This window comes from Pantoea sp. Taur, from assembly GCF_009830025.1.
GTDB classification, from domain to species: domain Bacteria; phylum Pseudomonadota; class Gammaproteobacteria; order Enterobacterales; family Enterobacteriaceae; genus Pantoea; species Pantoea communis.
Genome location: NZ_SZZZ01000004.1, coordinates 58,038 through 83,324, shown reverse-complemented (window position 1 = coordinate 83,324; position 25,287 = coordinate 58,038). Strand labels below are relative to the sequence as shown.

Genomic DNA, 25,287 nt, shown 5'->3' with positions numbered 1-25,287 from the left:
AAGGAGATTGAGCATGTGGTATTTTGCCTGGATTCTTGGCACTTTGCTGGCCTGTGCGTTTGGCGTGATCACGGCGCTGGCGATTGAGCAAGCAGAAGAGAGTGGCGCAAAGGATAAACAACACTGATGCGCACACTGATTCAGACGCTGTATCGTCTGATGGACAAGGGCCCGTTACGGGCCCTTTCGCTGATACTGGCGCTGTGGCTGGCGGGCTGTGTTATCTGGCAACCGTCACGCTTTGCCGCCCGCACGAGCGACTTAGCCATCTGGCATGGATTATTGATGATTTGGGCGGTGTGCACCGGCGTGATTCATGGTACGGGCTTCCGTCCATTGCAAACGCGCTGGCGAGCCGTGTTTTCACCGTTGCCTGCGATGATCGTACTAATTCTGGGAATCTATTGGTTCTATCATTGAGTCCCCGAGGCTGTTTTTATCCGCTTTATTCGGGCGCTGACGTGAGTTTATGTCAGCGCCTGGTCAAGAAATATCCTGAAATTCCTTCCAGTTGTTAACGTGTGATAATTATTTTCTCCTGGCTCTGGCGGACCATTCCCAAGCCGATCTCACTTGCGTATAGTAGCAACGTTTAAAATGAGACCGGGATGTAGAGTGAGTACAACGCTGTTTCGCTGGCCGGTTCGGGTCTACTACGAAGACACCGACGCCGGTGGTGTGGTTTACCACGCCAGTTATCTTGCTTTCTATGAACGAGCACGTACCGAGATGTTGCGCCAGCACCATTTCAATCAACAAGCCCTGTTAGAAGAACAGGTGGCGTTTGTGGTACGACGCATGACGATAGACTTTGTTGCCGCAGCACGTCTTGACGATCTTCTGGATATCCAGAGTGAAGTGACCGCCATGACTCGCGCCACCATGACGTTCTCGCAGCGTATCGTGAATGCAGAAGGCAAAGTGCTGAATGAAGCAGAAGTCCTGATTACCTGCATCAACCCACATCTAATGAAGCCGATTGCGCTTCCCAAGTCTATTGTCGCGGAGTTCAAGCAGTGACTGACATGAATGTTCTTGATTTGTTCCTGAAGGCGAGCCTTCTGGTCAAACTTATCATGTTGATTTTGATCGGCTTTTCTATTGCCTCATGGGCGATCATTATTCAGCGCACGCGCATCCTGAATGCGGCGGGTCGCGAAGCCGAAGCCTTTGAAGATAAGTTCTGGTCAGGCATCGAGTTATCGCGCCTGTATCAGGAAAGCCAGGGACGCCGCGATGAGCTGGGCGGATCTGAGCAAATTTTCTATTCGGGCTTCAAAGAGTTTGCCCGTTTGCACCGTGCTAACAACCACGCGCCAGAAGCGGTGGTCGAGGGAGCCAGCCGTGCGATGCGCATCTCAATGAACCGTGAGCTGGAAGCGCTGGAAAACCACATTCCTTTCCTTGGCACCGTTGGTTCCATCAGCCCGTATATCGGTCTGTTCGGTACGGTGTGGGGGATCATGCACGCCTTTATCGCGCTTGGCGCGGTGAAACAGGCGACGTTGCAGATGGTTGCGCCGGGTATTGCCGAAGCGCTGATCGCCACTGCCATCGGTTTGTTCGCGGCCATTCCTGCCGTTATGGCGTATAACCGTCTGAACCAGCGCGTCAACAAGCTGGAGCAGGGCTACGACAACTTTATGGAAGAGTTCACGGCTATCCTGCATCGTCAGGCTTTCTCCACCGACAACACGAAGTAAGTCGAGGTTAACGATGGCCAGAACCCGTGGTCGCGGGCGCCGCGACCTTAAGTCGGAAATCAACATAGTTCCACTGCTGGACGTACTGTTGGTGTTGCTGCTCATCTTCATGGCAACTGCGCCGATTATTACGCAAAGCGTGGAAGTGGACCTGCCTGATGCGACCGACTCGAAAACGGTCTCAACGGATGATAATCCCCCGGTCATTGTTGAAGTGGCTGGCGTCGGGCAATACAGCCTGGTGGTGGATCACGATCGTATGACGCAGCTGCCGCCGGAACAGGTGGTAAGCGAAGCACAGCGCCGCATTGAAGCCAATCCAAAGACGGTATTCCTGATTGGTGGCGCGAAGGATGTGCCTTACGACGAAATCATCAAGGCGTTGAACCTGTTACATCAGGCAGGCGTGAAATCTGTCGGTTTGATGACACAGCCGATTTAAAGCGAACCGTTTTTGGGATCCGAGAGTGTCGAAGGTAACCGAGCAGAACGACAAGTTAAAACGCGCGATAATCATTTCGGTGATTCTGCACATCGTGCTGATCGCCCTGCTGATCTGGAGCTCGTTTAACGAAAAGATCGAATCCAGCGGCGGTGGCGGCGGCAGTGACATTGATGCCGTGATGGTCGATTCCGGCGCGGTGGTTGAACAGTACAACCGCCAGCAGAATCAGCAACGCGACAGCCAACGTGCTGAACAGCAGCGCCAGAAACAATCACAGCAGCAGGCTGAAGAGTTACAGCAGAAGCAAGCCGCTGAGCAGCAGCGTCTAAAAGAGCTGGAAAAAGAGCGTTTGCAGGCGCAGCAGGAAGCCAAAGAGCAGGCCAAACAGCAAGCTGAGCAACAGAAAGCCGCTGAAGCGGCCGCGAAGCAGGCGCAGGATCAGCAGAAAGCTGCAGAAGCGGCTGCCGCAAAAGCTAAGGCCGACGCCAAAGCTGAAGCGGATGCGCAAGCTAAAGCGGCGGCAGATGCCAAAGCCAAAGCGGTAGAAGAGGCGAAGCAGGCTGCAGCGGACGCGAAGAAGAAAGCGGACGAACAGGCCAAAGCAGCGGCTGCTGAAGCGGCGAAAGAGAAAGCGGTAGAGCAAGCCAAAGCCGCCGCCGAAGCGAAAGCGCAAGCTGCCGCCGAGGCCAAAGCGCAGGCTGCAGCTGATGCGAAGGCGAAAGCCGCTCAGGAAGCCAAAGAGGCTAAAGAGCAAGCTGCCGCAGAAGCAAAAGAGAAAGCCGCTGAGGCAGCGAAAGAGAAAGCGGCTGCCGATGCGAAAGCGAAAGCGGATGCTGCCGCGAAAGCGAAAGCTGATGCAGCAGCCAAAGCGAAAGCAGCCGCAGATGCTAAAAAGAAAGCCGCTTCTGAAGCTGCCAAGAATGAAAGTGATGTTGATGACCTGTTAGGTGGCCTCTCGTCCGGTAAGAATGCACCGAAAAGTGGCACGGCTTCTGGCGGTGCGGCAGGGCAGGGGAATCAGAAGAAAGCGGGTGCATCAGGCGCTGAGATTAACTCTTACATGGGCCAGGTCGTTGGTGCGATTCAAAGTCGCTTCTACGATGCGGATACCTTTAAGGGTAAAGAGTGTAATCTGCGTATCAAATTGGCACCTGACGGTTTGCTGATTGATGTCAAAGCAGAAGGTGGCGACCCGGCATTGTGCCAGGCTGCAATCACCGCCGCGAAGCAGGCTCGAATTCCTAAGCCGCCATCGCAAGCGGTGTATGAAGTGTTTAAAAACGCCCCAATGCGTTTCAAACCGGAATAATGCAGTAACTCACGGCAGGTTGAACTAAGGTTAGCTTGCCGTAATTTATGAACACTCGTGTTTTTCAGGAACTGTGCGAATTATCGTGGACTCAGGTTCAGATAAGGGAGAAAAGATGAAGCAGGCACTTCGTGTAACCTTAGGTTTTTTTGTACTGCTGTGGGCAGCCATGCTGCACGCAGAAGTGCGCATTGAAATTACGCAGGGCGTGAACACCGCACGTCCAATTGGTGTGGTGCCGTTCAAATGGGCTGGCCCAGGCGCGGCGCCAGAAGACATTGGCGGCATCGTCGCGGCTGACTTGCGCAATAGCGGTAAATTCAACCCGCTGGATCGTTCACGTCTGCCACAGCAGCCGACCAGCGCGCAGGAAGTGCAACCTGCTGCCTGGAGCGCATTGGGTATTGATGCGGTTGTCGTGGGCCAGGTCACGCCAAACCCGGACGGTAGCTACCAGATCGCTTACCAGCTGGTGGACACCGGCGGTGCACCGGGCACGGTGCTGGCGCAGAACTCTTACAAAGTCACTAAGCAATGGCTGCGTTATGCAGGCCACACCGCCAGTGATGAAGTGTTTGAGAAGCTGACTGGTATCAAAGGCGCATTCCGTACGCGTATCGCGTATGTGGTGCAAACCAACGGCGGTCAGTTCCCGTATGAACTGCGCGTATCAGACTACGATGGCTACAACCAGTTTACCGTACACCGTTCACCAGAACCATTGATGTCACCGGCCTGGTCTCCAGACGGCAGCAAAGTGGCCTACGTGACCTTTGAAAGTGGTAAGTCGGCGTTAGTGGTACAAACGCTGGCAAACGGTGCCATCCGTCAGGTGGCTTCTTACCCGCGCCATAACGGTGCACCGGCCTTCTCGCCGGATGGTTCAAAACTGGCGTTCGCGCTGTCTAAAACTGGCAGCCTGAACTTGTACGTGATGGATCTGGCCTCAGGTCAGACGCGTCAGGTGACCGACGGTCGCTACAACAGCACCGAACCGACCTGGTTCCCGGATAGCCAGACACTGGCCTATACCTCGGATCAGGCAGGTGCGCCTCAGATTTATAAAGTGGGTATCAACGGCGGTGCGCCACAACGTATTACCTGGGAAGGTTCTCAGAACCAGGATGCGGATGTGTCAACTGACGGCAAAACCATGGTGATGATCAGCAGCGCCGGTGGCGCTCAGCATGTCGCCAAACAGGATCTGGTAACGGGAGCCGTTCAAACAATAACGGACACGTTCCTGGATGAGACGCCAAGTCTGGCGCCTAACGGCACGATGGTAATCTATAGCTCTACTCAGGGGATGGGTTCCGTGTTGCAGTTGGTTTCAACAGATGGGCGTTTCAAAGCGCGTCTTCCGGCAACTGATGGACAGGTCAAATTCCCTGCCTGGTCGCCGTATCTGTAATGCATGAGTCCCCTGCATAGCGGGGGATGACAATGTATAGCAAACAAAATAATAGGATAAAGAAATGCAACTGAACAAAGTGCTGAAGGGTTTGATGCTGGCTCTGCCGGTAATCGCGGTAGCTGCATGTAGCTCGCACAAAAACAACAACAACGACCAGACTGGTATGGGCGCAGACAACGGCGCTTACGGTGCTGGCCAGAACGGTAACATGTCTTCTGATGAGCAAGCGCGTCTGCAGATGCAGCAGCTGCAGCAGAACAACATCGTTTACTTCGGTCTGGACAAGTATGACGTGGCTTCTGACTATGCTCAGATGCTGGATCAGCACGCAGCATTCCTGCGCGGCAACCCGTCTTACAAAGTCACCATCGAAGGTCACGCGGATGAGCGCGGTACCCCAGAGTACAACATCGCCCTGGGCGAACGTCGTGCTAGCGCAGTGAAAATGTACCTGCAGGGTAAAGGCGTTTCTGCTGACCAGATGTCTATCGTTTCTTACGGTAAAGAAAAACCAGCTGTACTGGGTCATGACGAAGCGGCTTACGCTAAAAACCGTCGTGCCGTACTGGTTTACTAAGAGCATGACATGATGAGTAACTTCAGACTTCATCTATTGAGTCTGTCGTTACTGGTTGGCGTAGCGGCCCCCTGGGCCGCTAATGCCCAGGCGTCAATCAGTAGCGTTGGCTCAGGCTCGGTCGAAGACCGTGTCACCAATCTTGAACGTATCTCCAATGCCCAGGCTCAGCTTCTGCAGCAGTTGCAGCAGCAGATGAGTGACAACCAAAGCGATATCGATTCGCTGCGCGGCCAAATCCAGCAGAACAGCTATCAACTTAATCAGGTGATTGAGCGCCAGAAGCAGCTCTATCAGCAGATCGATACGTTGAGCAGCGGTAATGCGGGGGCACAGGCGAGCGGTGACGGTGATGCCGCAGCGGCGGGCGCAGGTGCAGCAGCGGGAAACGCTGATGCAGGTGGTAGCAATGCCAGTGGAAGTTCCGCTGCCCCTGCACAAACCGGCGATGCGAATACCGATTACAATGCGGCAGTTGCGCTGATTCTTGAGAAGAAACAGTTCGATCAGGCCATCACGGCCCTGCAGGCGTGGGTGAAGAAGTATCCTGACTCCACCTACCAGCCCAATGCCAATTACTGGCTCGGTCAGTTGTATTACAACAAGGGCAAGAAAGATGATGCCGCTTATTATTTTGCCACTGTGGTAAAGAATTACGCGAAATCGCCGAAAGCCCCGGAAGCGCTGTTTAAGGTTGGCGTGATCATGCAAGAGAAGAACGATATGGCGAAAGCCAAAGCGGTCTATCAACAAGTGATCAAACAATTCCCGACCAGCGAATCTGCCAAGCTGGCGCAAAAGCGTCTGGCTGGGATGTAATTTGTGCAGCAGAGACCGGATTTCGTATGATTTCTGGTCTTGCAGCATGAAAGGTAAGCAATTGAGTGATTTGGTGATAAATAAGGGTTGCGCCCTCCCGCTAAATCAGTAATATATGCCGCCGTTGCCCGGGCAGTTTAACAAAGCGTCCGGCAGCCTGAAGATGGGTCGTTAGCTCAGTTGGTAGAGCAGTTGACTTTTAATCAATTGGTCGCAGGTTCGAATCCTGCACGACCCACCATCTTAACCTGCTGTATGTTAGATGTTTTCTTCAGAAGCTTCACAACCTTGATGGGTCGTTAGCTCAGTTGGTAGAGCAGTTGACTTTTAATCAATTGGTCGCAGGTTCGAATCCTGCACGACCCACCATCAAGTTTAAAGTTGTAAGCCGCTCCTCGAGCGGGTCGTTAGCTCAGTTGGTAGAGCAGTTGACTTTTAATCAATTGGTCGCAGGTTCGAATCCTGCACGACCCACCACTATGTAGAAAGGCGCCCTAAAGGCGCCTTTTTGCTTTTCTGCGTTTCTCAAATCTTCACTTCTCAAAAATTTTAGCTGAACTTGCTATGAGCCCGTGCGTCAGCCCGTCAAGGCGGACGGATCGCGAAGGAATCTCACATCCCTGTGGATCGGCCTCGCCATCCCTGGCTCGGACGCTTCGCTCTCCCGCTCCCGCCTTGCCGGACTTGTGTGGCTTTAGTTAATGCTTTTAAAAAACCGCAGAGATGTGCCATGAAGGCGGCAATAAGGGGCGGTGGAGTAAAGCTTGTGGCGCAGGGATGCGCCACCAGAGCCTACAGGGATGTATTCACGGCGTCTTTACGTAACCGCCCCTTATTGCTGACTGAAACGCACTGTCGTTGTTTTGCTTGTGGCTTGAGTGTGAAATCAATGGCCCGAACCATGGCTCGGACGCTTCGCTCTTCCGCTCCCGCCTTGCCGGACTTGTTTGGCTTTGGTTAATGCTTTTAAAAAACCGCAGAGATGTGCCATGAAGGCGGCAATAAGGGGCGGTGGAGTAAAGCTTGTGGCGCAGGGATGCGCCACCAGAGCCTACAGGGATGTATTTACGGCGTCTTTACGCAACCGCCCCTTATTGCCGACTGGAACGCACTGTCGTTGTTTACTAGCAGCTAGAATGCACGACAGATGACCCCCATTCCCAAAACGTACGCTCAGTCATGCCTTTTTCTCTTTCTCAGCCGATTTCTCAGGCGTCAAACTCTTCCAGATATGCAGCACCGCATAGCTGCGCCATGGGCGCCAGACCTGTGATAACTGCTCTGCCACTTTGGCACTCACCCCACCGAGGTTATTACGAATCGCAATATCCTCTTTAGGGAACGCATCCGGCCAGCGCAGGGCGCGCATGGCGATATAACTCGCCGTCCATGGCCCTACGCCTTTCAATGCCAGCAGCTGCTGCTGAACCACGTCAGGATTCACCGCGCCATTAAAGCGCAGCGCACCGGAGGCGCATGCCTGTGCCAGCGCCTGAATCGCCTGCGAGCGAGCGCTCACAATACCGAGGCTAGCAATATCATCAATGGTTGCGCTAGCGAGGGATTCCGCCGTCGGAGGCAGGCGAGAAAGTTCCGGCCATGGCGTCACTAATGGCTCGCCAAACCGCTGCGCCACGCGGCTGCTTAGCGTGGTGGCCGCTTTCACCGTCACCTGCTGGCCAAGAATTGCGCGCACCCCCAACTCAAAGCCGTCAAACGCTCCAGGAACGCGCAATCCCGGATAACGTGTCAGACTGTCAGCTAATAGCGGATCCTGGCTTAGCTGCTCGCTGATGCGCTGTGGTTGGGCATCGAGATCAAACAGGTCGCGCAGGCGACGCAGCAGGGCAGGCAAAACCGGGGTTAAGGTAGTAGTGAACTGCACCTTGAGTGCCTGCTTCTCCGGCAAATGGCTGACGCGTACCCAGCCCCGACAGTTCCCCAGCGCCACGGTGCGGTGATAAGCACCATCACTGACCCACTCTGCCTCTTTCATCACACGCTGCTGAAGAAAATCCAGAATGGCATCCCAGTCATAAGGGGGGCGATAACTCAAACGCAGCTCTGCGCTCTCCTGCACCGTGGTCATGCTCTCTGGTTGACTCTGTTTGCGCAGACGCGAAGGCGTCATACGGTAACGAGTCTGAAATACATCATTAAAGCGGCGCAAACTGCGAAAGCCGCTGGCGTAGGCGATTTCGGTGACGGGCAACGAAGTCTCAGTCAGAAGTTGCTTCGCCAGCAGCATGCGCCGCGTTTGGCGCAGCTCCAATGGTGACACGCCCAACTCCTGCTGGATCACGCGGCGAAGCTGGCGCTCACTCAGGTCAAACTCGCCGGCGATGTCGGCCAGTGTCTCTTGCTCTTCCAGCAGGCCTTCTTCAATACGACGAATCAAGCGATCGGCGATGCGGTGATGACTATCGACCGGGGCGAAGCCCGGCGCTAACTCAGGACGGCAGCGCAGGCAGGGTCTGAAATGCGCTTTCTCGGCGGCTTCGGCGCTGCCAAAAAACAGGCAGTTCTTCTGCATCGGCGCTTTCACCGGACAAATGGGCCGACAGTAAATGCCGGTCGAGGTCACGCCAACAAAGAACACGCCGTCGAAACGACTGTCGCGCGAGGTCAGCGCCTGGTATGCAATCTCGGGATCAAACATCATCGTCTCCAGCAAATAAACCGCATATACCATCCAGAATTCAAAGCTCAGAAGCGGTTGGTTGCGCTCGTTCCCCTGAATCACTGACTTAAGTCAGCTCAGAGAGAAGATGAACCTCCTGAAGAAGGTTCCCCCTTCGGGCCAGCACAAGCGCTGTGCAAATCGACTGATCGGTTCGTCACTCGTTTGCCGCCTTCTTGCGCCTTGCATTGTTTTGGGTATCGTCGCGCAAGTGGCAAAGCAAAACTCGCTGCTTTCGGACAGCTAACCAGTTTATGCTCATGACCGAAAACAGCCAGTTTATCGCGGCAGAAGTGCGATAATGACACACTGATTTATGCCGGAGGTGCCTTATGTATCATGCCAAAATCATTCCCACGCCAGTTGGTGAGCTGACGTTGATTGCGACTGATAACGGGTTATCAGCGATTCTGTGGGAAAACGAAGGCTCGCAACGCGTGCCGCTGAAACCCATCAGCCGTAACGATCAGCATCCGATTCTGTGTGAGGCGGAGCGCCAGCTGCGTGAATACTTCGCCGGAGAGCGTCAGCAATTCGACATGCCTTACGATACGGTCGGCACTGAATTCCAGAAAAAAGTCTGGCAAGCGCTGCTCACCATTCCGTTTGGTGAAACCCGTAGCTATCAGCAAATCGCGGAACAGATCGGCAACCCGAAAGCCATGCGCGCGGTGGGAGCGGCCAACGGTAAAAATCCTCTGTCGATCATGGCGCCCTGCCATCGGGTGATTGGCAGCAACGGTAAGCTCACTGGTTTCGCGGGCGGTCTGGCGGTCAAAGCGTTCTTGCTGGAACTGGAAAACCCGCAGAAATCGTTAGGTGGCTTGTAAACCGCATAAAAAAGAGACGACACTCTCGCGCAATTCCGCTATCGTGTTTAGCATATAAAACACGATAGCGGTTTTGATGCCGCATCATCGCTGTAACAGGCGATTTTGTTAAATTGAGAAAACGAGAGCCGTGTCATGAGTCTGATGTTCGATCCTGAAAGCGCGATTTATCCCTTTCCGCCGAAACCGGCGCGTCTCAGCCAGGATGAAAAATCCCACTACATCTCTGAAATCAAACGCTTATTAAAAGAGCGCGATGCGGTGCTGGTCGCGCATTACTACACCGATCCTGAAATTCAGGCGCTGGCGGAAGAGACCGGCGGCTGCGTCTCGGACTCACTGGAAATGGCGCGCTTCGGCAGCACGCATCCGGCAAAAACGCTGCTGGTGGCGGGCGTGCGTTTTATGGGCGAAACCGCCAAAATTCTCAGCCCGGAAAAAACCGTGTTGATGCCGACGCTGCATGCAGAGTGTTCACTCGATCTTGGTTGCCCAATTGAGGAGTTCAATCGCTTCTGTGATGAACATCCGGACCGCACGGTGGTGGTGTACGCCAACACCTCGGCCGCCGTCAAAGCGCGCGCGGATTGGGTTGTCACCTCCAGTATTGCGGTTGAGCTGATTGAACATCTCGACAGCCTTGGTGAGAAAATTATCTGGGCACCGGATCGCCATCTGGGCCGTTACGTCACCCAACAGACCAAAGCAGACGTGCTGTGCTGGCAGGGCGCGTGCATCGTGCATGACGAGTTCAAAACTCAGGCCCTGCAGCGCATGAAAACGCTCTATCCGGAGGCAGCGATCCTCGTGCATCCGGAATCCCCGCAGGCGATCGTCGATCTGGCGGATGCCGTGGGCTCCACCAGCCAGCTGATTCAGGCGGCGAAAAACCTGCCGCATCCGCAAATGATCGTTGCCACCGATCGCGGCATCTTCTACAAGATGCAGCAGGCGGTGCCGGACAAAGAACTGCTGGAAGCGCCGACGGCAGGTGAGGGCGCGACCTGTCGCAGCTGCGCGCACTGTCCGTGGATGGCGATGAATGGCCTGAAAGCCATTGCCGAAGGGCTGGAGCACGGCGGCAGCGAGCATGAAATCCATGTCGATGATGCGCTGCGCGAAGCCGCATTGATACCGCTTAACCGCATGCTAGACTTTGCAGCACAACTCAAACTCAAGGTGAAAGGGAACGCGTAAGGCGGCTTTCATACAGGTGCAGATCATGGACTTCTTCAGCACACAAAATATTTTGGTTCACATTCCTATTGGCGTGGGTGGCTACGACCTGTCATGGATCGAGGCGGTGGGCACCATTGCGGGTCTGCTGTGTATCTGGCTCGCCAGCCAGGAAAAGATCATCAACTACTTCTTCGGGCTGATTAACGTCACCTTGTTTGCGGTGATCTTCTTCCAGATTCAGCTGTATGCCAGCTTACTGCTGCAGCTGTTCTTCTTTGTCGCCAATGTTTACGGCTGGTACGCGTGGAGTCGACAAAACACCGCCAATGAAGCCGCACTGAAAATTCGCTGGCTGCCGTTGCCGAAGGCGCTTGGCTGGGGCGCGGCGTGCGTCATCGCCATTGCGCTGATGACGCTGTATATCGATCCGGTGTTCGCGTTTCTGACCAAAATCGCCGTCGGTATCATGCAGAGTCTCGGCCTGAACGTGACGATGCCGCAACTGCAGCCGGATGCCTTCCCGTTCTGGGATTCCTGCATGATGGTGCTGTCGATTGTGGCGATGATTCTGATGACGCGGAAATATGTCGAGAACTGGCTGCTGTGGGTGGTGATCAACGTAATTAGTGTGATGATCTTTGCGCGTCAGGGCGTGTATGCGATGTCGCTGGAATACGCGATTCTGACGTTGATCGCGCTTAACGGTTCCCGCTTGTGGATGCAAAGTGCGCGCGAACACGGGTCGCGCGCGCTGTCGAATCAGTGATGGTGATGGGCGTGACCATCCAGCGTGAGATGTTCATGTGAGTGATGATGAGAGCTCTGCTCCGCGCAGAGTTCGCAATCATGACCGGTACATGGCTGGTACTCCATCTGCACAGTGGCGTGCGCAATCTGATAGTGCTCATGCAAATACTGATGAATACGCACCAGCAGCCCGTCATGATCGTAAGGTGGAATCACCTGCACATGTAATGTCAGCACCGGCTTCTCTCCCACCTGCCACACATGTATATGATGCACATTGCGCACTTCCGCGATGTTGCGTGTCAACTCGCGTGCCAGTTTATCCACGTTAATCCCGCTCGGTGCGCCTTCCAGCAGCTCATGCAGACTTTCCCGCAGCAACGACCACGCGCTACGCACCACCAATAGCGAAACCAGCAATGACAGAATCGGGTCGATCGGCGTCCAGCCGGTCAGCATGATAATGATAGCGGCAACAATCGCGCCAACGGAGCCGAGCAGATCGCCCAGCACATGCAGCGCCGCCGCACGTACGTTGAGATTTTTTTCTTCACTGCCACGATGTAACAGCCAGAAAGAGAGCAGATTAGCCAGCAAACCGGCAATCGCAATCCCCAGCATCAATCCGCCAGCAACCGGCTGTGGTTGATAGAAACGGCGCAGCGCTTCCCAGACAATCAGTACCGTAATCACCAGCAGCGCAATGGCATTCACAAAGGCGGCAAGTGTGGTGAGGCGCAGCAAGCCAAAGGTGTGGCGGGCGCTGGGTTTGCGCTGAGCAAACTGCACGGCCAGCAGCGCCATCAACAGCGCAGCGGCGTCAGTGAGCATATGTCCGGCATCCGCCAGCAGCGCCAGCGAACCCGATACCACGCCACCAATCACTTCGGCAATCATAAACAGCGCGGTGACGCCAAACGCCGCCGCCAGACGCGTACGATTGCCGTTATGCGCGCCGTGAGAATGAGTGTGTGCCATAACTTTCCAGTTGTTCCAGTAACCTGTTCGTTAATGATATCAGTAAATTGAGGGCATCATCGTCCAGACGCTGCTGTTTTGCCTGATCGGTGAGCTGCTGACAGTATTCGGCAATCTCATCCATGCCGAGCAACAGCCAGCTGCCTTTCATGCGGTGTGCGGCACGCTCGACAGCGGGCCAGTCATGCTCGACGCTGGCCGCCAGTAGCGCATCGCGATCCTGTTGCAACGTGCGTTGCAATGTCTGGCAAATGCGCGGGATAAAGGCCTCATTGTGCTGGGCCAGAATCATTAAACTGTCGGGCAGCTGTCGGAGAGGATCGCGCACCGTGCGTGCCAGCAGAGCCGCGAGATCATCCAGCTCAATCGGTTTCAACAACAGCGCTTCGTCTTCTTGCAACGCTACCTTCAGCAGTTGCACGTCGGCGGAGCAGAGTACGCGCAGTGCTGGTTTGCTGCGTCGCTGCTGGCGGCGGCGTAAGATGCGCAGCAGTGTTAATCCATCCGGGCGTGGCATCATCTGGTCAATCAACAGCACATCAAACGGCTGAAGCGCATCGGCGCGCAACAGGCTACGCCCCTCTTCGAACACCTGCGCCGTGATAGCGAATCGAGCCAGCTGCTGCTGCAAAACCAACAGATTGGTGGGATGGTCATCAACAATCGCCACGCGCAGATGCGGATAGCGCGGCCAGGCAGCATGGCGTTCGGTGGGCGCATCCTCACAGAGGTCGAGCGGCAATATCACCTTCACTGTGGTGCCTTGTTCTGGCGCAGAAGTCAGCGTTAACTGGCCGCCCATACGTTGCACGATCTCGCGGCAGATAAACAAACCCAGCCCGCTACCCTGCACCGCATGGCTTTTGCCCGACGGTGCCTGATACCAGGGTTCAAACAGCTGCGCTTGTTCGCTGAGTGGAATACCGCTGCCGCTGTCGGCGACCGTTAACTGAATCTGATCGGTGACGGCGAGCGACAGCCTGACTTCACCCTGGCGCGTGAATTTCAGCGCGTTGGCCACCAGATTATTCACCACCTGCTGCAGGCGATCGCCATCCAGCATCACGCGCGTCGGCAAGGGCGTGAGCGCCTCAACCAACAATATCGGACCGGATTCGCGCATCAAAGGGTGATAGAACTGCAGCTGTTGCTGCAGCCAATCTGCCAGATGGAGCGGATGCGGTGCCAGGCGAAAACTCTGATTCTCAATGCGTGCATGGTCTTGCAGATCGTTCAGCAGCGCCATCAGCGAGCGCGCACTGCTGTGCATCAGTGTCAAACGCTCGCTAGGATGCTGCTGCTGTTCGAGTTCCAGCAGGCCGAGAATCGCCTGCATTGGCGTGCGCAATTCGTGGCTGGCAGTGGCAAGGAACTGGCTTTTGGCGGCGTTAGCGCGCTCTGCTTGTTCACGCTGCAGGCGATCGCGCCGCTGTTGCAGGTAGCGGCGCAGCAGCAGCACTAACAGCAGCAAAATGATCATCCCGGCCGCCATCAAAATCATCAGCGGCACATTGCGCATCGCCATAGTGGTGCCGGGTTGGGGCGGCTGCGACCAGTTAATGCGCATCTGATTAAGCGTATCCGCTGGGATTTGCTGGAGTGCATGATCCAGCACCCCCTGGAGTTGCGGCTGATCCTGGCTTACCTGAGGTGCCAGCGGCCAGGCAACATCGCTGGCGGCAAAGGCTAAATGGACACGATTATCCGCGTGGTTGGCCATGCGCCAGCGTGCAGACAGGACATTATCCACCAGTGCATCAATCTGACCGCTGTTCAGGGCTTGCCAGAGCTGGGCACGGTCATCGAACAGTTGGGGCGTGATGTTCTCAGGCAGCAGCCGTTGCGCCAGATCGGCGCGCAGCACGCCCACTCGCTGATGTTGCAGGGATTGCCAGCTCATCGGCTGCTGCGTATTAAGCGTGTAAATCCCCCAAATCGCGCGCCACACTGGCAATGTGTTGCTGCTGGTATCGTCGCCGTTCAGGGGTTGTAGCAAATTCAGCATTACCTGATGTTGCTGCATCAACGTCTGCGCCTGTTGGGGATTGCTCACCCAGCGCGGGGTGAAACGCAGCCCGGTGCTTTGGCTTAACGCATTAAGCAGATCAATACCAAAGCCGCGAGCATTGCCGTTGCCATCGCGATAGCTCCAGGGGGCATTGTCCACCTCTGCGGCATAAGGAATCTCGCTCTGTGCGGCCAGCCATTGTTTCTCAGCAGCCGACAGCATCAGCGTTTGCGTATCCTGATAACGCAGCAAAGGCGGGCTCCAGCGCTGTTGCACGCGATTACTGAACTCAGCGGGCAGCAGGCGCAACTGGGTATTGAGCCAGTGGATCAGCGTGGGATCGCGCGCCAGCGCCCGCAGCGACAGTTCACCGGCGCCGGGATCGGCGGTGATCTGGTAAATCTGTCCGTGCTGCAGTTGATTCAGCAGAAAGCCGGCGCTGGTTTCATCCGCCACCAGATAGTCGCTCTGCTGATTGAGCAGTGCATACAGTGCCTGCAAATCGCCCGGCAGGCTGTGCCAGCGATGGTTTTGCACAAAGGCATCGGGCAGTTGCGCCAGTGTGGCTTGCGCGATGGTGAGCTGGGCATTTTCGCTGTTGAACATCACCGCGCGTTGATTATCACGATTGCGGTAAATGCGGATCGGGCTGTTAACCCAGCTGTCGCTGACCAGGATGTTTTCCGGCAGCTGCGCATGTTCGTTGCTCAACACGAAATCGACGTCACCGCGCTTCAGTGCCGCCAGCTGCTGGGAACGATCGGCGTAACTTTGCAGGCTAAAGCGCGTGCCGGTGAGTTGGCTCAGCGCGCTAAGGTAATCGGCATCAATCCCCCAGATACGATCGCCAATGCGCATTGCCCAGGGCGCACTATTCTGCGCCGGGACGGCAACGCGTAAGGTCGGTTGCGGCCATGGCTCGACATGCGGTGCGGGCATCATGGCGGGGAGCATGACGCTGCTGGCGGGCTGTAAGTCAGCGCGAGCCGTTAAGCTGATCAACAGCAGACACAGCCACAAGATGACTTTCACTGTTGGGCTTTCCACAATTCAGCCAGCTCTACCACCGACTGCACGCCGGTTTTCTCCAAAATGTTTTTCTTGTGGGTGCTGACGGTTTTATTGCTGATATGCAGCTGCTCGCCAATCTGCAAATTAGACAGCCCGCGCACCAGCAGTGCGACGATTTGCTGCTCTTTCTCGGTGAGCGGCAGCTCGATACGCTCGGGCAGCGGCGGAAAAGCTTGCTGCCCGCCGAGCACCGCCAGAATCGCACTCAGCAATTGCGCCATGCTCTGGCTTTTTACCACATAGCCCGCCGCACCAAGCGACACGGCACTCAGCAAGGTGTGGCGACTCTGCTGTGCGGAATAGATTAACACCGGGCAATTTTGATCGCGGGCGCGCAGACGGCGCAATAATTCGAGGCCATCGCTATCCGGCAAGCCGATATCGAGCAGGATGAGATCAAATTGATGCTGCTGTAAAAGCTGGCGCGCTTCAGCTTCAGTCGCGGCGGCGTGCAGTTTTACCGGGATAGGGGAGTGGACGCAGGCCGCTTCCAGCGCGACTTCAACTAACGGATGGTCATCAATAAGCAGCAGTGAAGCCATGAAACAGTTCCTCTGAATTTCATGGCTTCAGCATAGCGGAAAAGCCTGCACGGAAATAGAAAGGGAGAGCCAGCGCTCTCCCTTTATGTGATCGGATAACCCGTTATTGGGTCGTGCCGTCCGTTTTGTGTTTCACATGGCCGCCACCTTTTTTGGTATCGACCTTTTTATTCATATCCGGACATTTACCGTCTTTGCACATAGAATTTTTGTGCATTTGCTCAGCTGACATATTGCCAGTGCTGGTGCCAGATGTCGCTGCGCTGTTGGTGTTCATGCTGCCATTATTAATTTTGCTATTGTCCACATTATTGGGTGGCAGATTCTGTTTCGCGCCGCCTGCCGCCGCGCCAGCTTCTGCTGAGGCATTCGCGTCACCGTTGTTACTGTCCGCAGCCATTGCCGCGCCGCTACCCAGGGTCATCGCTGCCGTCAGAAAGATAATTGCAAACTTATTCATCATTATGCTCCTTTAATCGATGGAGAGTTGCCGTCAAACACCACGGGTGTTGAGTGACGAAAATAACGTACCGTGACGGAATATAATTCCATCGTTAACGCTTCGCTTAAAAATTAAATAGCGCAAGAACCTCATTCCTCAGTGCTTACGTTTAAAAAGCTTAGTTCATGGGCGTATAAATGCAAATTTCACAAAAGCATTTACGTGAGCGTGGAATTTACACTCGCAGCCTGAAGGGATACATTTAACGGGTTGCGCCCGGCGAACGCGGGGCCAGAAATTTGAATGGAATTATGTATGGATTATCAGAACGACGATTTACGCATCAGAGAAATCAAAGAATTATTACCGCCTGTTGCTTTGCTCGAAAAATTCCCCGCTACCAATAAAGCCGCTGAAACCGTTGCTCAGGCACGTCAGGCGATTCACCGCATTCTGCACGGTCAGGACGATCGTCTGCTGGTGGTGATCGGTCCTTGCTCAATCCACGATACCGAAGCCGCTAAAGAGTATGCGAGCCGTCTGCTGACGCTGCGTGACGAGTTGAAAGGCGAGCTGGAAGTGGTCATGCGTGTTTATTTCGAAAAACCGCGTACCACGGTGGGCTGGAAAGGGCTGATCAACGATCCGTTTATGGATGGCAGCTTCCAGATCAACGATGGCCTGCGTCTGGCGCGTAAGCTACTGGTGGATATCAACGACATCGGTCTGCCAGCGGCAGGTGAATTCCTGGATATGATCACTCCGCAGTACATGGCAGATTTGATGAGCTGGGGCGCGATTGGTGCGCGTACCACCGAATCCCAGGTGCATCGTGAACTCTCTTCCGGTTTATCTTGCCCGGTCGGCTTCAAAAACGGCACCGATGGCACCATCAAAGTGGCCATCGACGCGATTGGTGCCGCCAGCGCGCCGCATTGCTTCCTCTCCGTCACCAAATTCGGTCATTCGGCGATTGTCGAAACCAGCGGTAACGAAGATTGCCATATCATTCTGCGCGGCGGCAAAGAGCCGAACTACAGCGCAGAACACGTGGCAGCGGTGAAAACCGGTCTGGAGAAAGCGGGCTTGCGTCCGCAGGTGATGATCGACTTTAGCCATGCCAACAGCAGCAAGCAGTTCCAGCGTCAGATGGTGGTCGCTGATGATGTGGCGCAGCAGATCGCGGGCGGTGAGCAGGCGATTACTGGCGTGATGATCGAGAGCCACCTGGTGGAAGGGAATCAGAGCCTCGACAGCGGTAAAGAGCTGGTTTATGGCCAGAGCGTCACCGATGCCTGCATCGGCTGGGAAGACACCGAGAAAGCCTTGCGTCAACTGGCGCAGGCGATCAAACAACGCCGCGGCTAATTGCTTAACGCGCAATAAAAAAGGCCAGACTCGCGTCTGGCCTTTTTGTTTTTAAGCCGGGAATTACTTGGCTTTACCCTGGTTAGCAACGGCTGCAGCTTTCGCGGCAATCTCGTCGGCATCACCCAGGTAGTAACGCTTCAGCGGTTTGAAGTTCTCATCGAACTCATACACCAACGGCACGCCAGTTGGGATGTTCAGTTCGAGGATTTCATCTTCGCTCAGGTTATCGAGGTATTTTACCAACGCACGCAGTGAGTTACCGTGTGCTGCAATGATCACTTTCTCACCGCTTTTGATGCGCGGCAGAATGCTTTCATTCCAGTAAGGAATAACACGTTCGATGGTCAGTGCCAGGCTCTCGGTGGTTGGCAGCTGTGCGTCGGTCAGTGATGCGTAACGTGGGTCGTGGCCCGGGAAACGCTCATCCGCACGATCCAGTTCTGGTGGAGTGATGGCAAAGCCACGACGCCACTGTTTTACCTGATCGTCGCCGTATTTGGCGGCGGTTTCAGCTTTATCCAGACCCTGCAGCGCACCGTAGTGACGCTCGTTCAGACGCCAGGTTTTCTCAACCGGCAGCCACGCCTGATCCAGCTCATCCAGCACGTTCCACAGGGTGTGGATGGCACGTTTCAGCACGGAGGTATAGGCGAAATCAAACACGAAACCTTCTTTCTTCAGCAGCTGACCGGCTGCTTTGGCTTCAGTGCGACCTTTGTCTGACAGATCCACGTCATACCATCCGGTGAAGCGGTTTTCCTGGTTCCACTGGCTTTCGCCGTGTCGCACCAGAACCAGCTTAGTTACGGCCATAGCTTAACTCCTTAATGCTTGATGTTTCGATGATTATAGAAACCGGCTGCGGCCACCTGAAAAGCGGCACACTGATAGCGCCATACCATAGCGGAAAACAACGCACGGCGTAAGCCTGTCGCTGACGCAGTGCGCGTTTTTCATCCGCTGGCTTACTGCGGGGTGAAGCGATAACGCGTCACAGACTGCCAGCGATCGCCGGGTTGCAGCCAGCAATCAGGCTGCGGCCACTCGGTATGGTTGGGCGAATCCGGTAAAAATTCACTCTCCAACGCGATGCCCTGGAAAGCAGTATAGCTGCCCTGTTCACGGGCGCGTGTTCCATCCAGATAGTTGCCGGAGTAAAACTGCAGCGCCGGTGCGGCGGTAAACACGGTCAGCGCCAGCTTGCCATCGGCCGACCACAGTTCGGCGGCGGGCTGAGTGCTGTCGCCAGCGGTGCTGAGCAGAAACGCGTGGTCATAGCCTTTCACCGCTTTTTGATCGTCATCGGCGAGGAAGTCATCCATCACACACTTCGGTTGATTGAAATCGAAGCTGGTGCCGGCCACGGCTTTCAGTGGCGCGTTAGGGATGCCTTCACTATCGACCGGTAAGTAACGATCCGCGTGCAGTTGTAAGCGATGCTGGCGTGCATCGCCATGATGCGCGTCAAGATTGAAGTAAGCATGGTTGGTGAGGTTCACCGGGCAGGGCTTGTCGGTCTGCGCGTCATAGCTGATCGACAGGCAGTTATCATCGTCAAGATGGTAAATCACATCGGCAATCAGGTTGCCGGGAAAACCCTGATCGCCATCGGGTGAATCGATACGATAATGCACTTCGGTTTCGCTCTGACTAACGATCTGCCAGCGGCGTTTATCGAAGCCTTCCGGGCCGCCGTGCAGCTGATGCGCGCCCTGATTGGCCGCCAGCAGCAGCTTCAGTGACTTAAGCTCAGCCGAGGCAATGCGGTTAGCGTAACGGCCAACCGTGGCACCGAGATAAGCATCCTGATGCAGATAATCCGATGGTGTCGCGCAGCCGAGCAGCGCTTCACGTACGCTGCCATCCTGCATCGGCACGCGCGCGGAGAGCCAGGTCGCGCCCCAATCCATAAAAGTGACCACCATGCCGTTGCGATTGCGCAGCACGGTCATGCGCCACGGTTGCCCGTCTGGCGCATGAGAGTTGACGTCGCTTACCATTGGCCTGCTCCTGCTGACGCTTTGCACACGTAAAAGGTTTCTTTGATGCCGGTCTGCGCCTCATATTTTTCGGCAACCGCGGCTTTCACCTGATCCACCAGTTCGGTGGGCATCAGTGCCACGATGCAGCCGCCAAAGCCGCCGCCGGTCATACGCACCCCGCCACGCGGACCGATTTCAGCCTTAACGATCTCAACCAGCTGATCGATAGGCGGTACGGTGATTTCGAAATCATCACGCATCGAGGCGTGGGATTCAGCCATCAGTTCACCCATGCGCTTCAGATCGCCACTGCTCAGCGCATCGGCGGCTTCCAGCGTACGGGCATTTTCGGTGATGACATGGCGCACACGTTTTGCCACCAGCGCATCCAGCTGCGATTCCGACGCGGCAAACTCTTCCAGCGTGACATCGCGCAGCGCCGGTTTGTTGAAGAAGCGTGCACCGGTTTCGCACTGCTCACGGCGGGTGTTGTACTCGCTGCCCACCAGGCTGCGGCGGAAGTTGGAGTTGATGATCACCACCGCGACATCTTCCGGCATCGAGACGGCGCGTGTGCCGAGTGTGCGGCAGTCCAGCAGCATGGCGTGATCGGGCTGACCCAGCGCAGAAATCAGCTGGTCCATGATGCCGCAGTTGCAACCAACGAAATGGTTTTCCGCTTCCTGACCGTTAACCGCAATCGCAGCGCCGTCCAGCTTGAGCTGATAGAGCTGCTGGAACACGGTGCCGACCGCCACTTCCAGTGACGCCGATGAACTCAGGCCCGCACCCTGTGGCACGTTGCCGCTGATCACCAGATCGGCACCGCCAAAGCTGGCATCACGCTTCTGCAGATGTTTCACCACACCGCGCACGTAGTTGGCCCACATCGGCTCTTTCAACGCTTCAATCGGCGCATCCAGCGAGAAGCTATCTTGTTGATTGTCATAATCAACCGCGACCACGCGCACCTGGCGGTCGTCACGTTTGGCGCAGGCAATCACCGTCTGGTAATCAATGGCGCACGGCAGCACGAAGCCGTCGTTGTAATCGGTGTGCTCACCAATCAGATTCACGCGGCCCGGCGCCTGAATGCTGTGCGTCGGTTGATAGCCAAAGGTGTCAGCGAAAACCTGTTGAGTAGTAGACTTTAATGACATTTATTGCGCCTCGCGGAAATGGATATCGCTGACAGAACGCAGACGTTCTGCTGCCTGTTCCGCCGTTAAATCACGTTGGGTTTCGGCCAGCATTTCGTAGCCAACCATAAATTTACGTACCGTGGCCGAACGCAGCAGCGGCGGATAGAAGTGAGCATGCAACTGCCAGTGCTCGTTGGCTTCACCGTTAAAGGGCGCGCCATGCCAGCCCATTGAGTAAGGGAAGGAGCACTGGAACAGGTTGTCATAGCGGCTGGTGAGCTGTTTAAGCGCCAGCGCCAGATCGCTGCGCTGAGCAGCGGTCAAATCTGTGATGCGTTTGATATGGGCTTTTGGCAGCAGCAGGGTTTCAAACGGCCACGCGGCCCACCATGGCACCACGGCCAGCCAGTGTTCGGTTTCTACCACGGTGCGGCTGCCATCTTTCAGCTCGCGTGCGGCGTAATCCACCAGCATCGGCGAACCTTTTTCGTCAAAGTAGCGGCGCTGATTATCATCTTCTTTTTGCGCTTCATTGGGCAGAAAACTGTTAGCCCAGATCTGGCCGTGCGGATGGGGATTTGAGCAGCCCATCGCTGCGCCTTTGTTCTCAAACACCTGCACCCATGGATAGTGCTGACCGAGATCGGCGGTCTGCTCTTGCCAGGTGCGCACAATATCTTCCAGTCCACTGAGCGGCAGTTCCGGCAGCGTTTTACTGTGGTCAGGTGAGAAGCAAATAACCCGGCTGGTGCCGCGTGCGCTCTCACAGCGCATCAGCAGATCGTCGCTTTGCGGCGCATCGGGTGTATCGGTCATCAGCGCGGCAAAGTCGTTGGTGAAAACATAGGTGGTTTTATAATCGGGGTTTTTATCCCCGGTGATGCGGGTGTTGCCGGCACACAGGAAGCAATCAGGATCATGCGCAGGCAGTTGTTCCAGCGCAGGCGTTTCCTGCGCACCCTGCCACGGACGCTTGGCACGATGCGGTGAGACCAACACCCACTGATCGATCAATGGGTTATAACGGCGATGCGGATGATCAACCGGATTAAATTTTTCCATAACGAGTCCTGGTAAACGGCAAACGGATCAAAATCACTGCGATCAAGGTAGCACAAAGGCGGGCCCCAAAGCGTGATCCAGTCTGGATAAATGGTATCGTTTACACAAGGTGACGATTCTCATTTTGTGGGGTTATAGCGCGCGTTTGCTGAAATACCAGGCGGGTAAATGGTAGCGGTTACATCGGCTATTCAATGAGGTGCATATCAATGCGCACACGACAATGTAAAAGGGTTTAGCTGAAGACCGGATTGAAGCATAAATATGCCCCTACGATGCAGGGGCGGGGTTGATGACGACGAGGTTATCGCAAATCATCCTGCTGGAATCCGTATCCCACATCCTGCTTCACAAAGCTCAGGCGATGAGTAATGCACTGCGGCGCATCTTCGGCGTGGTGTGAGACAAACAGCAACTGCGTTCGTCCTTCACCAATCAGCACATCAACAAAGCGGCGCACCAGCTGGCGGTTAATTGGATCGAGCCCCTGCAGCGGCTCGTCCAGAATGAGCAGGGTAGGATGTTTGACCAGCGCACGCGCAATCAGCACCAGGCGCTGCTGGCCCCATGACAAACCGTGGAACGGCGCATCGGCCAGATGATTGTCCATGCCCAGTAAGGCCAGCCACTGGCGCGCCAGCGCTTTCTGCCGATCCGAAGCGGGCTGATACAAACCAATCGAATCAAAAAAGCCGGACAGCACCACGGTGCGCACGTTACAGCTGACACGATAATCGAGATGCAAGCTGCTGCTGACGTAGCCAATATGCTGCTTGATGTCCCAAATGGTTTCACCGCTGCCGCGACGGATACCAAACAGGGTTAAGTCGTTGCTGTAGCCTTGCGGATGATCGCCGGTCACCAGACTCAGCAGAGTGGATTTACCCGCGCCGTTGGGCCCCACAATTTGCCAGTGCTCGCTGGGATTCACCTGCCAGCTCAGCCCGTCGATCACCGCTTTATCGTTATACGACACCACACCATTACGCAGAACAACACGCGGCGCATCTTCCGCCAGTTGTGGTAACTGATCCGGCGCATCCGCTTCTGGCAACGCCATGCCGTCGAGTTTCTCACTGTGTGCCAGTTGCGCCACCAGTGCTTCTGCCAGTATCTCCTGGCGTTTGCCGACGTGGGTCAGGGTGCACTCGGCCAGCACACCGACCTGTTGCACAAAGTCAGGAATATCGTCAAAGCGGTTGAGCACCAGCACCACGGTAAAGCCATGCTGGTGCAGATCGCTCAGCGTCTCCGCCAGGCTGGCGCGTGAGGCAACATCTAATCCATCGAAAGGCTCATCAAGAATCAACAAATCCGGCTGCGCCATCAGCGCCTGGCACAGCAGGGTTTTGCGGGTTTCGCCGGTGGAGAGGTATTTGAAGCGGCGATCGAGCAGATAGGTGATGCCAAACTGCTGGGCCAGCGCCTGACAACGCGCCTCATCCTTCACTTCATCCTGAATGATCTGTGCGGCGGTGCGGCCAGTATCGTCTTCGCCTTCACTCAGCAGATCGGTGTTGTTGCGTTCCCACTCCTGCGCCACTAGCTTTTGCAACTGCTCCAGCGAGAGGCGCGTGCGACGCTGAAAGTCCTGGGTAACCGCGCCTTTACCCGGCGAGAGCTCACCAGAAAGTGCGCGCGCCAGGGAGGATTTACCGCTGCCGTTGGCGCCGACGAAGGCCCAGCTTTCGCCGCTTTTGAGAGTCAGATCGTTGAGGGACAGTGCTCGGGTGTCGCTAAGGTGAAATATGCCTTGCGAAATTTGCAATGAAGCCATGATTCATTCCGTTTTATGCATCGTGTTACTCAGTTGTAGCGAGCGACGCAGACGAAGTCAAATCATGGCCTGGATTTCAGAGCAGTGTGGCGATGATGGCGTGTTCCGCATTAAAACTGGCGGTCACGCTGCTGCCAGGCTGCAGATTCTGCTGTTGCACCTGCGCGTTGTTCACCGTCGCGCACAGGGTTTCACCGCTCGGCAATGTCATCAACACTTCGCTGACCTGTTCACCCGGCTCAATGGCGCTGATCGTTACCTGCAATTGATTATCGCTGTTTACCGCATCCCGGCTCACCTGAATCCACGGCGCTTTGATCAGCACCAGCACCTCTTTGCCGCTGTCGAGTTGCAAACGTTCGGCACTGCGTTCGGTGATTGCCACCTGCAAACGCGTGACGCCATCGGCCAGTTGAACCTCAATGTGCTGCTGCACCTGATGGTGATCGCGCGCCATCACCGTGCCAAATAGCTGATTACGTGCGCTGGTTTGCAGGGAGAAACGCGCAATCGCCGCCAGTAAACTGTCGAGCGGCAGGCTGTCGTTTTGCAGCGCATCAAAAGCTTTCTGCTGGATCTGCTCCATCAGGTGAAACAGCTGAATCAGACGCTCGCCATAGCGTGTCAGCTGCGCACCTCCGCCGCCTTTGCCTCCGGTGGCGCGGTCGACTAAGGTTTGATCAGCCATTTGGTTCATATCGTTGATGGCGTCCCAGGCACTTTTGTAGCTGATGCCAGCCAATTTAGCGCCCTGGCTGATGGAGCCGGTTTCCTGCACGCGTTTCAGCAGTTCGATGCGGCGTGGGTCGGCAAACAGCTTCTGCTGAAGACGAATGTGAAGAGAAAGTTCTGCCTGCATGTCAGCTCCTTAAGTGAGTACGACAAGTGTAAGGCCAAAAGTAAAAGCACGAAAAGGGCAGTGCGTTTTTTTCCCTAACCGTTACAATCACTTTTTTATTTTCTGCGTGAGGTTTCCATGCTGGAACTGCTTAAAAGCCTGGCTGTGGCTGTCATCATGGTGCCAATTGTGATGGCCATTATGCTCGGTCTGATTTACGGCCTGGGTGAAGTGTTCAACGTCATCTCCAAATTTGGCCGCCGCGACGATCGTCCTGCCAACAGCTCGCAACACTGATTTTACAAGCGCCCGCACTCAGCGGGCGTTTTTTCTTTAACTTCCCCTCAATCCTGCCGATATTAAGTTCATGA

General features: G+C 55.5%; 25 protein-coding genes and 3 tRNA genes. 17 read left to right on the top strand and 11 right to left on the bottom strand.

The window, feature by feature from the left end:
* The first annotated feature begins 13 nt into the window (after window positions 1-13).
* The 12 genes from cydX (at window position 14) to FD744_RS07095 (ending at window position 6,744) form a co-directional block, all read left to right on the top strand.
* Window positions 14-127 carry a cytochrome bd-I oxidase subunit CydX gene (gene cydX / locus FD744_RS07150; RefSeq protein ID WP_058962355.1) on the top strand — a complete coding sequence of 38 codons (114 nt, stop codon included), beginning with the start codon at window positions 14-16 and terminating at the stop codon, window positions 125-127.
* Window positions 127-420 carry a cyd operon protein YbgE gene (gene ybgE / locus FD744_RS07145; RefSeq protein ID WP_045833524.1) on the top strand — a complete coding sequence of 98 codons (294 nt, stop codon included), beginning with the start codon at window positions 127-129 and terminating at the stop codon, window positions 418-420. Before cydX ends, ybgE begins: the two co-directional genes overlap by 1 nt.
* 177 nt (window positions 421-597) lie before the next feature.
* The gene (gene ybgC, locus FD744_RS07140; RefSeq protein WP_202403431.1) at window positions 598-1,020 is read left to right on the top strand and encodes a tol-pal system-associated acyl-CoA thioesterase; all 423 of its coding nucleotides are present in this window, start codon (window positions 598-600) and stop codon (window positions 1,018-1,020) included.
* Window positions 1,017-1,703, top strand: a complete 687-nt coding sequence (tolQ, locus tag FD744_RS07135; protein WP_034829162.1) for a Tol-Pal system protein TolQ — start codon at window positions 1,017-1,019, stop codon at window positions 1,701-1,703. The genes ybgC and tolQ overlap by 4 nt, the downstream gene beginning before the upstream one ends.
* 13 nt (window positions 1,704-1,716) lie before the next feature.
* On the top strand, window positions 1,717-2,145 hold the full coding sequence (tolR, locus tag FD744_RS07130; protein WP_034829164.1) for a colicin uptake protein TolR: 429 nt from the start codon (window positions 1,717-1,719) through the stop codon (window positions 2,143-2,145).
* Between the two features lie 25 nt (window positions 2,146-2,170).
* The gene (gene tolA / locus FD744_RS07125) at window positions 2,171-3,457 is read left to right on the top strand and encodes a cell envelope integrity protein TolA (RefSeq protein ID WP_160867859.1); all 1,287 of its coding nucleotides are present in this window, start codon (window positions 2,171-2,173) and stop codon (window positions 3,455-3,457) included.
* Between the two features lie 115 nt (window positions 3,458-3,572).
* A complete protein-coding gene (gene tolB / locus FD744_RS07120; protein WP_160867858.1) occupies window positions 3,573-4,868 on the top strand; it encodes a Tol-Pal system beta propeller repeat protein TolB in 1,296 nt (431 codons plus the stop codon).
* Window positions 4,869-4,932: 64 nt separating this feature from the next.
* Entirely contained in the window at window positions 4,933-5,448 is a 516-nt protein-coding gene (gene pal, locus FD744_RS07115) for a peptidoglycan-associated lipoprotein Pal (RefSeq protein ID WP_034829168.1), read from the top strand.
* Window positions 5,449-5,457: 9 nt separating this feature from the next.
* The gene (gene cpoB / locus FD744_RS07110) at window positions 5,458-6,267 is read left to right on the top strand and encodes a cell division protein CpoB (protein ID WP_160867857.1); all 810 of its coding nucleotides are present in this window, start codon (window positions 5,458-5,460) and stop codon (window positions 6,265-6,267) included.
* Window positions 6,268-6,432: 165 nt separating this feature from the next.
* A tRNA-Lys gene (locus tag FD744_RS07105) sits at window positions 6,433-6,508 on the top strand.
* Window positions 6,509-6,560: 52 nt separating this feature from the next.
* Window positions 6,561-6,636, top strand: a tRNA-Lys gene (locus FD744_RS07100).
* A 32-nt stretch (window positions 6,637-6,668) separates the two neighbouring features.
* A tRNA-Lys gene (locus tag FD744_RS07095) sits at window positions 6,669-6,744 on the top strand.
* A gap of 700 nt (window positions 6,745-7,444) precedes the next feature.
* Here the strand turns inward: FD744_RS07095 and FD744_RS07090 are convergent.
* A complete protein-coding gene (locus FD744_RS07090; RefSeq protein ID WP_160868000.1) occupies window positions 7,445-8,926 on the bottom strand; it encodes an AlkA N-terminal domain-containing protein in 1,482 nt (493 codons plus the stop codon).
* A 353-nt stretch (window positions 8,927-9,279) separates the two neighbouring features.
* Here FD744_RS07090 and FD744_RS07085 point away from each other — a divergent pair, with 353 nt between their 5' ends.
* The 3 genes from FD744_RS07085 (at window position 9,280) to pnuC (ending at window position 11,722) form a co-directional block, all read left to right on the top strand.
* Entirely contained in the window at window positions 9,280-9,777 is a 498-nt protein-coding gene (locus FD744_RS07085) for a methylated-DNA--[protein]-cysteine S-methyltransferase (protein ID WP_034829173.1), read from the top strand.
* Window positions 9,778-9,912: 135 nt separating this feature from the next.
* On the top strand, window positions 9,913-10,974 hold the full coding sequence (gene nadA, locus FD744_RS07080) for a quinolinate synthase NadA (protein WP_097117408.1): 1,062 nt from the start codon (window positions 9,913-9,915) through the stop codon (window positions 10,972-10,974).
* A 25-nt stretch (window positions 10,975-10,999) separates the two neighbouring features.
* Window positions 11,000-11,722: a nicotinamide riboside transporter PnuC gene (gene pnuC / locus FD744_RS07075; RefSeq protein WP_034829177.1), complete on the top strand. Its 723-nt coding sequence runs from the start codon at window positions 11,000-11,002 to the stop codon at window positions 11,720-11,722.
* Here pnuC and zitB read toward each other — a convergent pair.
* The 4 genes from zitB to FD744_RS07055 form a co-directional block, all read right to left on the bottom strand.
* Window positions 11,716-12,681 (bottom strand): CDF family zinc transporter ZitB, encoded by a 966-nt coding sequence (gene zitB / locus FD744_RS07070; protein ID WP_160867856.1) that lies wholly within the window; start codon window positions 12,679-12,681, stop codon window positions 11,716-11,718. The genes pnuC and zitB overlap by 7 nt on opposite strands.
* Entirely contained in the window at window positions 12,650-15,736 is a 3,087-nt protein-coding gene (locus tag FD744_RS07065; RefSeq protein ID WP_160867855.1) for an ATP-binding protein, read from the bottom strand. The genes zitB and FD744_RS07065 overlap by 32 nt, the downstream gene beginning before the upstream one ends.
* A complete protein-coding gene (locus FD744_RS07060) occupies window positions 15,718-16,302 on the bottom strand; it encodes a response regulator transcription factor (protein WP_160867854.1) in 585 nt (194 codons plus the stop codon). Before FD744_RS07060 ends, FD744_RS07065 begins: the two co-directional genes overlap by 19 nt.
* A gap of 103 nt (window positions 16,303-16,405) precedes the next feature.
* The gene (locus FD744_RS07055; RefSeq protein WP_160867853.1) at window positions 16,406-16,765 is read right to left on the bottom strand and encodes a YbgS-like family protein; all 360 of its coding nucleotides are present in this window, start codon (window positions 16,763-16,765) and stop codon (window positions 16,406-16,408) included.
* A 294-nt stretch (window positions 16,766-17,059) separates the two neighbouring features.
* Between FD744_RS07055 and aroG the strand changes: the two genes are divergently transcribed.
* On the top strand, window positions 17,060-18,112 hold the full coding sequence (gene aroG / locus FD744_RS07050; protein WP_160867852.1) for a 3-deoxy-7-phosphoheptulonate synthase AroG: 1,053 nt from the start codon (window positions 17,060-17,062) through the stop codon (window positions 18,110-18,112).
* A gap of 63 nt (window positions 18,113-18,175) precedes the next feature.
* Here aroG and gpmA read toward each other — a convergent pair whose 3' ends face one another.
* The 6 genes from gpmA to modE form a co-directional block, all read right to left on the bottom strand.
* Window positions 18,176-18,928, bottom strand: coding sequence for a 2,3-diphosphoglycerate-dependent phosphoglycerate mutase (gene gpmA / locus FD744_RS07045; protein ID WP_034821185.1), 753 nt, complete (start codon window positions 18,926-18,928; stop codon window positions 18,176-18,178).
* Between the two features lie 152 nt (window positions 18,929-19,080).
* A complete protein-coding gene (gene galM / locus FD744_RS07040) occupies window positions 19,081-20,115 on the bottom strand; it encodes a galactose-1-epimerase (RefSeq protein ID WP_160867851.1) in 1,035 nt (344 codons plus the stop codon).
* Window positions 20,109-21,257 carry a galactokinase gene (gene galK, locus FD744_RS07035; protein WP_160867850.1) on the bottom strand — a complete coding sequence of 383 codons (1,149 nt, stop codon included), beginning with the start codon at window positions 21,255-21,257 and terminating at the stop codon, window positions 20,109-20,111. Before galK ends, galM begins: the two co-directional genes overlap by 7 nt.
* Window positions 21,258-22,301: a galactose-1-phosphate uridylyltransferase gene (gene galT / locus FD744_RS07030; RefSeq protein ID WP_160867849.1), complete on the bottom strand. Its 1,044-nt coding sequence runs from the start codon at window positions 22,299-22,301 to the stop codon at window positions 21,258-21,260.
* A gap of 304 nt (window positions 22,302-22,605) precedes the next feature.
* Window positions 22,606-24,078, bottom strand: a complete 1,473-nt coding sequence (gene modF, locus FD744_RS07025) for a molybdate ABC transporter ATP-binding protein ModF (protein ID WP_160867848.1) — start codon at window positions 24,076-24,078, stop codon at window positions 22,606-22,608.
* Between the two features lie 76 nt (window positions 24,079-24,154).
* The gene (modE, locus tag FD744_RS07020) at window positions 24,155-24,937 is read right to left on the bottom strand and encodes a molybdenum-dependent transcriptional regulator (RefSeq protein ID WP_160867847.1); all 783 of its coding nucleotides are present in this window, start codon (window positions 24,935-24,937) and stop codon (window positions 24,155-24,157) included.
* A gap of 117 nt (window positions 24,938-25,054) precedes the next feature.
* On the opposite strand from modE, the gene FD744_RS07015 reads away from it, so the two are divergent.
* The gene (locus FD744_RS07015; RefSeq protein ID WP_013508338.1) at window positions 25,055-25,213 is read left to right on the top strand and encodes an AcrZ family multidrug efflux pump-associated protein; all 159 of its coding nucleotides are present in this window, start codon (window positions 25,055-25,057) and stop codon (window positions 25,211-25,213) included.
* Window positions 25,214-25,287: the final 74 nt, after the last annotated feature.

Excerpts from the sequence above, each read along its gene's own strand:
- FD744_RS07090 (WP_160868000.1), bottom strand. The coding sequence starts at position 8,926 with ATGTTTGATCCCGAGATTGCATACCAGGCGCTGACCTCGCGCGACAGT.
- FD744_RS07085 (WP_034829173.1), top strand. The coding sequence starts at position 9,280 with ATGTATCATGCCAAAATCATTCCCACGCCAGTTGGTGAGCTGACGTTG.
- modE (WP_160867847.1), bottom strand. The coding sequence starts at position 24,937 with ATGCAGGCAGAACTTTCTCTTCACATTCGTCTTCAGCAGAAGCTGTTT.
- cpoB (WP_160867857.1), top strand. The coding sequence starts at position 5,458 with ATGATGAGTAACTTCAGACTTCATCTATTGAGTCTGTCGTTACTGGTT.
- ybgC (WP_202403431.1), top strand. The coding sequence starts at position 598 with ATGAGACCGGGATGTAGAGTGAGTACAACGCTGTTTCGCTGGCCGGTT.
- FD744_RS07060 (WP_160867854.1), bottom strand. The coding sequence starts at position 16,302 with ATGGCTTCACTGCTGCTTATTGATGACCATCCGTTAGTTGAAGTCGCG.
- galM (WP_160867851.1), bottom strand. The coding sequence starts at position 20,115 with ATGGTAAGCGACGTCAACTCTCATGCGCCAGACGGGCAACCGTGGCGC.
- galT (WP_160867849.1), bottom strand. The coding sequence starts at position 22,301 with ATGGAAAAATTTAATCCGGTTGATCATCCGCATCGCCGTTATAACCCA.
- nadA (WP_097117408.1), top strand. The coding sequence starts at position 9,913 with ATGAGTCTGATGTTCGATCCTGAAAGCGCGATTTATCCCTTTCCGCCG.
- gpmA (WP_034821185.1), bottom strand. The coding sequence starts at position 18,928 with ATGGCCGTAACTAAGCTGGTTCTGGTGCGACACGGCGAAAGCCAGTGG.
- tolB (WP_160867858.1), top strand. The coding sequence starts at position 3,573 with ATGAAGCAGGCACTTCGTGTAACCTTAGGTTTTTTTGTACTGCTGTGG.
- ybgE (WP_045833524.1), top strand. The coding sequence starts at position 127 with ATGCGCACACTGATTCAGACGCTGTATCGTCTGATGGACAAGGGCCCG.
- aroG (WP_160867852.1), top strand. The coding sequence starts at position 17,060 with ATGGATTATCAGAACGACGATTTACGCATCAGAGAAATCAAAGAATTA.
- zitB (WP_160867856.1), bottom strand. The coding sequence starts at position 12,681 with ATGGCACACACTCATTCTCACGGCGCGCATAACGGCAATCGTACGCGT.
- pnuC (WP_034829177.1), top strand. The coding sequence starts at position 11,000 with ATGGACTTCTTCAGCACACAAAATATTTTGGTTCACATTCCTATTGGC.
- cydX (WP_058962355.1), top strand. The coding sequence starts at position 14 with ATGTGGTATTTTGCCTGGATTCTTGGCACTTTGCTGGCCTGTGCGTTT.
- tolR (WP_034829164.1), top strand. The coding sequence starts at position 1,717 with ATGGCCAGAACCCGTGGTCGCGGGCGCCGCGACCTTAAGTCGGAAATC.
- modF (WP_160867848.1), bottom strand. The coding sequence starts at position 24,078 with ATGGCTTCATTGCAAATTTCGCAAGGCATATTTCACCTTAGCGACACC.
- FD744_RS07015 (WP_013508338.1), top strand. The coding sequence starts at position 25,055 with ATGCTGGAACTGCTTAAAAGCCTGGCTGTGGCTGTCATCATGGTGCCA.
- FD744_RS07055 (WP_160867853.1), bottom strand. The coding sequence starts at position 16,765 with ATGATGAATAAGTTTGCAATTATCTTTCTGACGGCAGCGATGACCCTG.
- galK (WP_160867850.1), bottom strand. The coding sequence starts at position 21,257 with ATGTCATTAAAGTCTACTACTCAACAGGTTTTCGCTGACACCTTTGGC.
- pal (WP_034829168.1), top strand. The coding sequence starts at position 4,933 with ATGCAACTGAACAAAGTGCTGAAGGGTTTGATGCTGGCTCTGCCGGTA.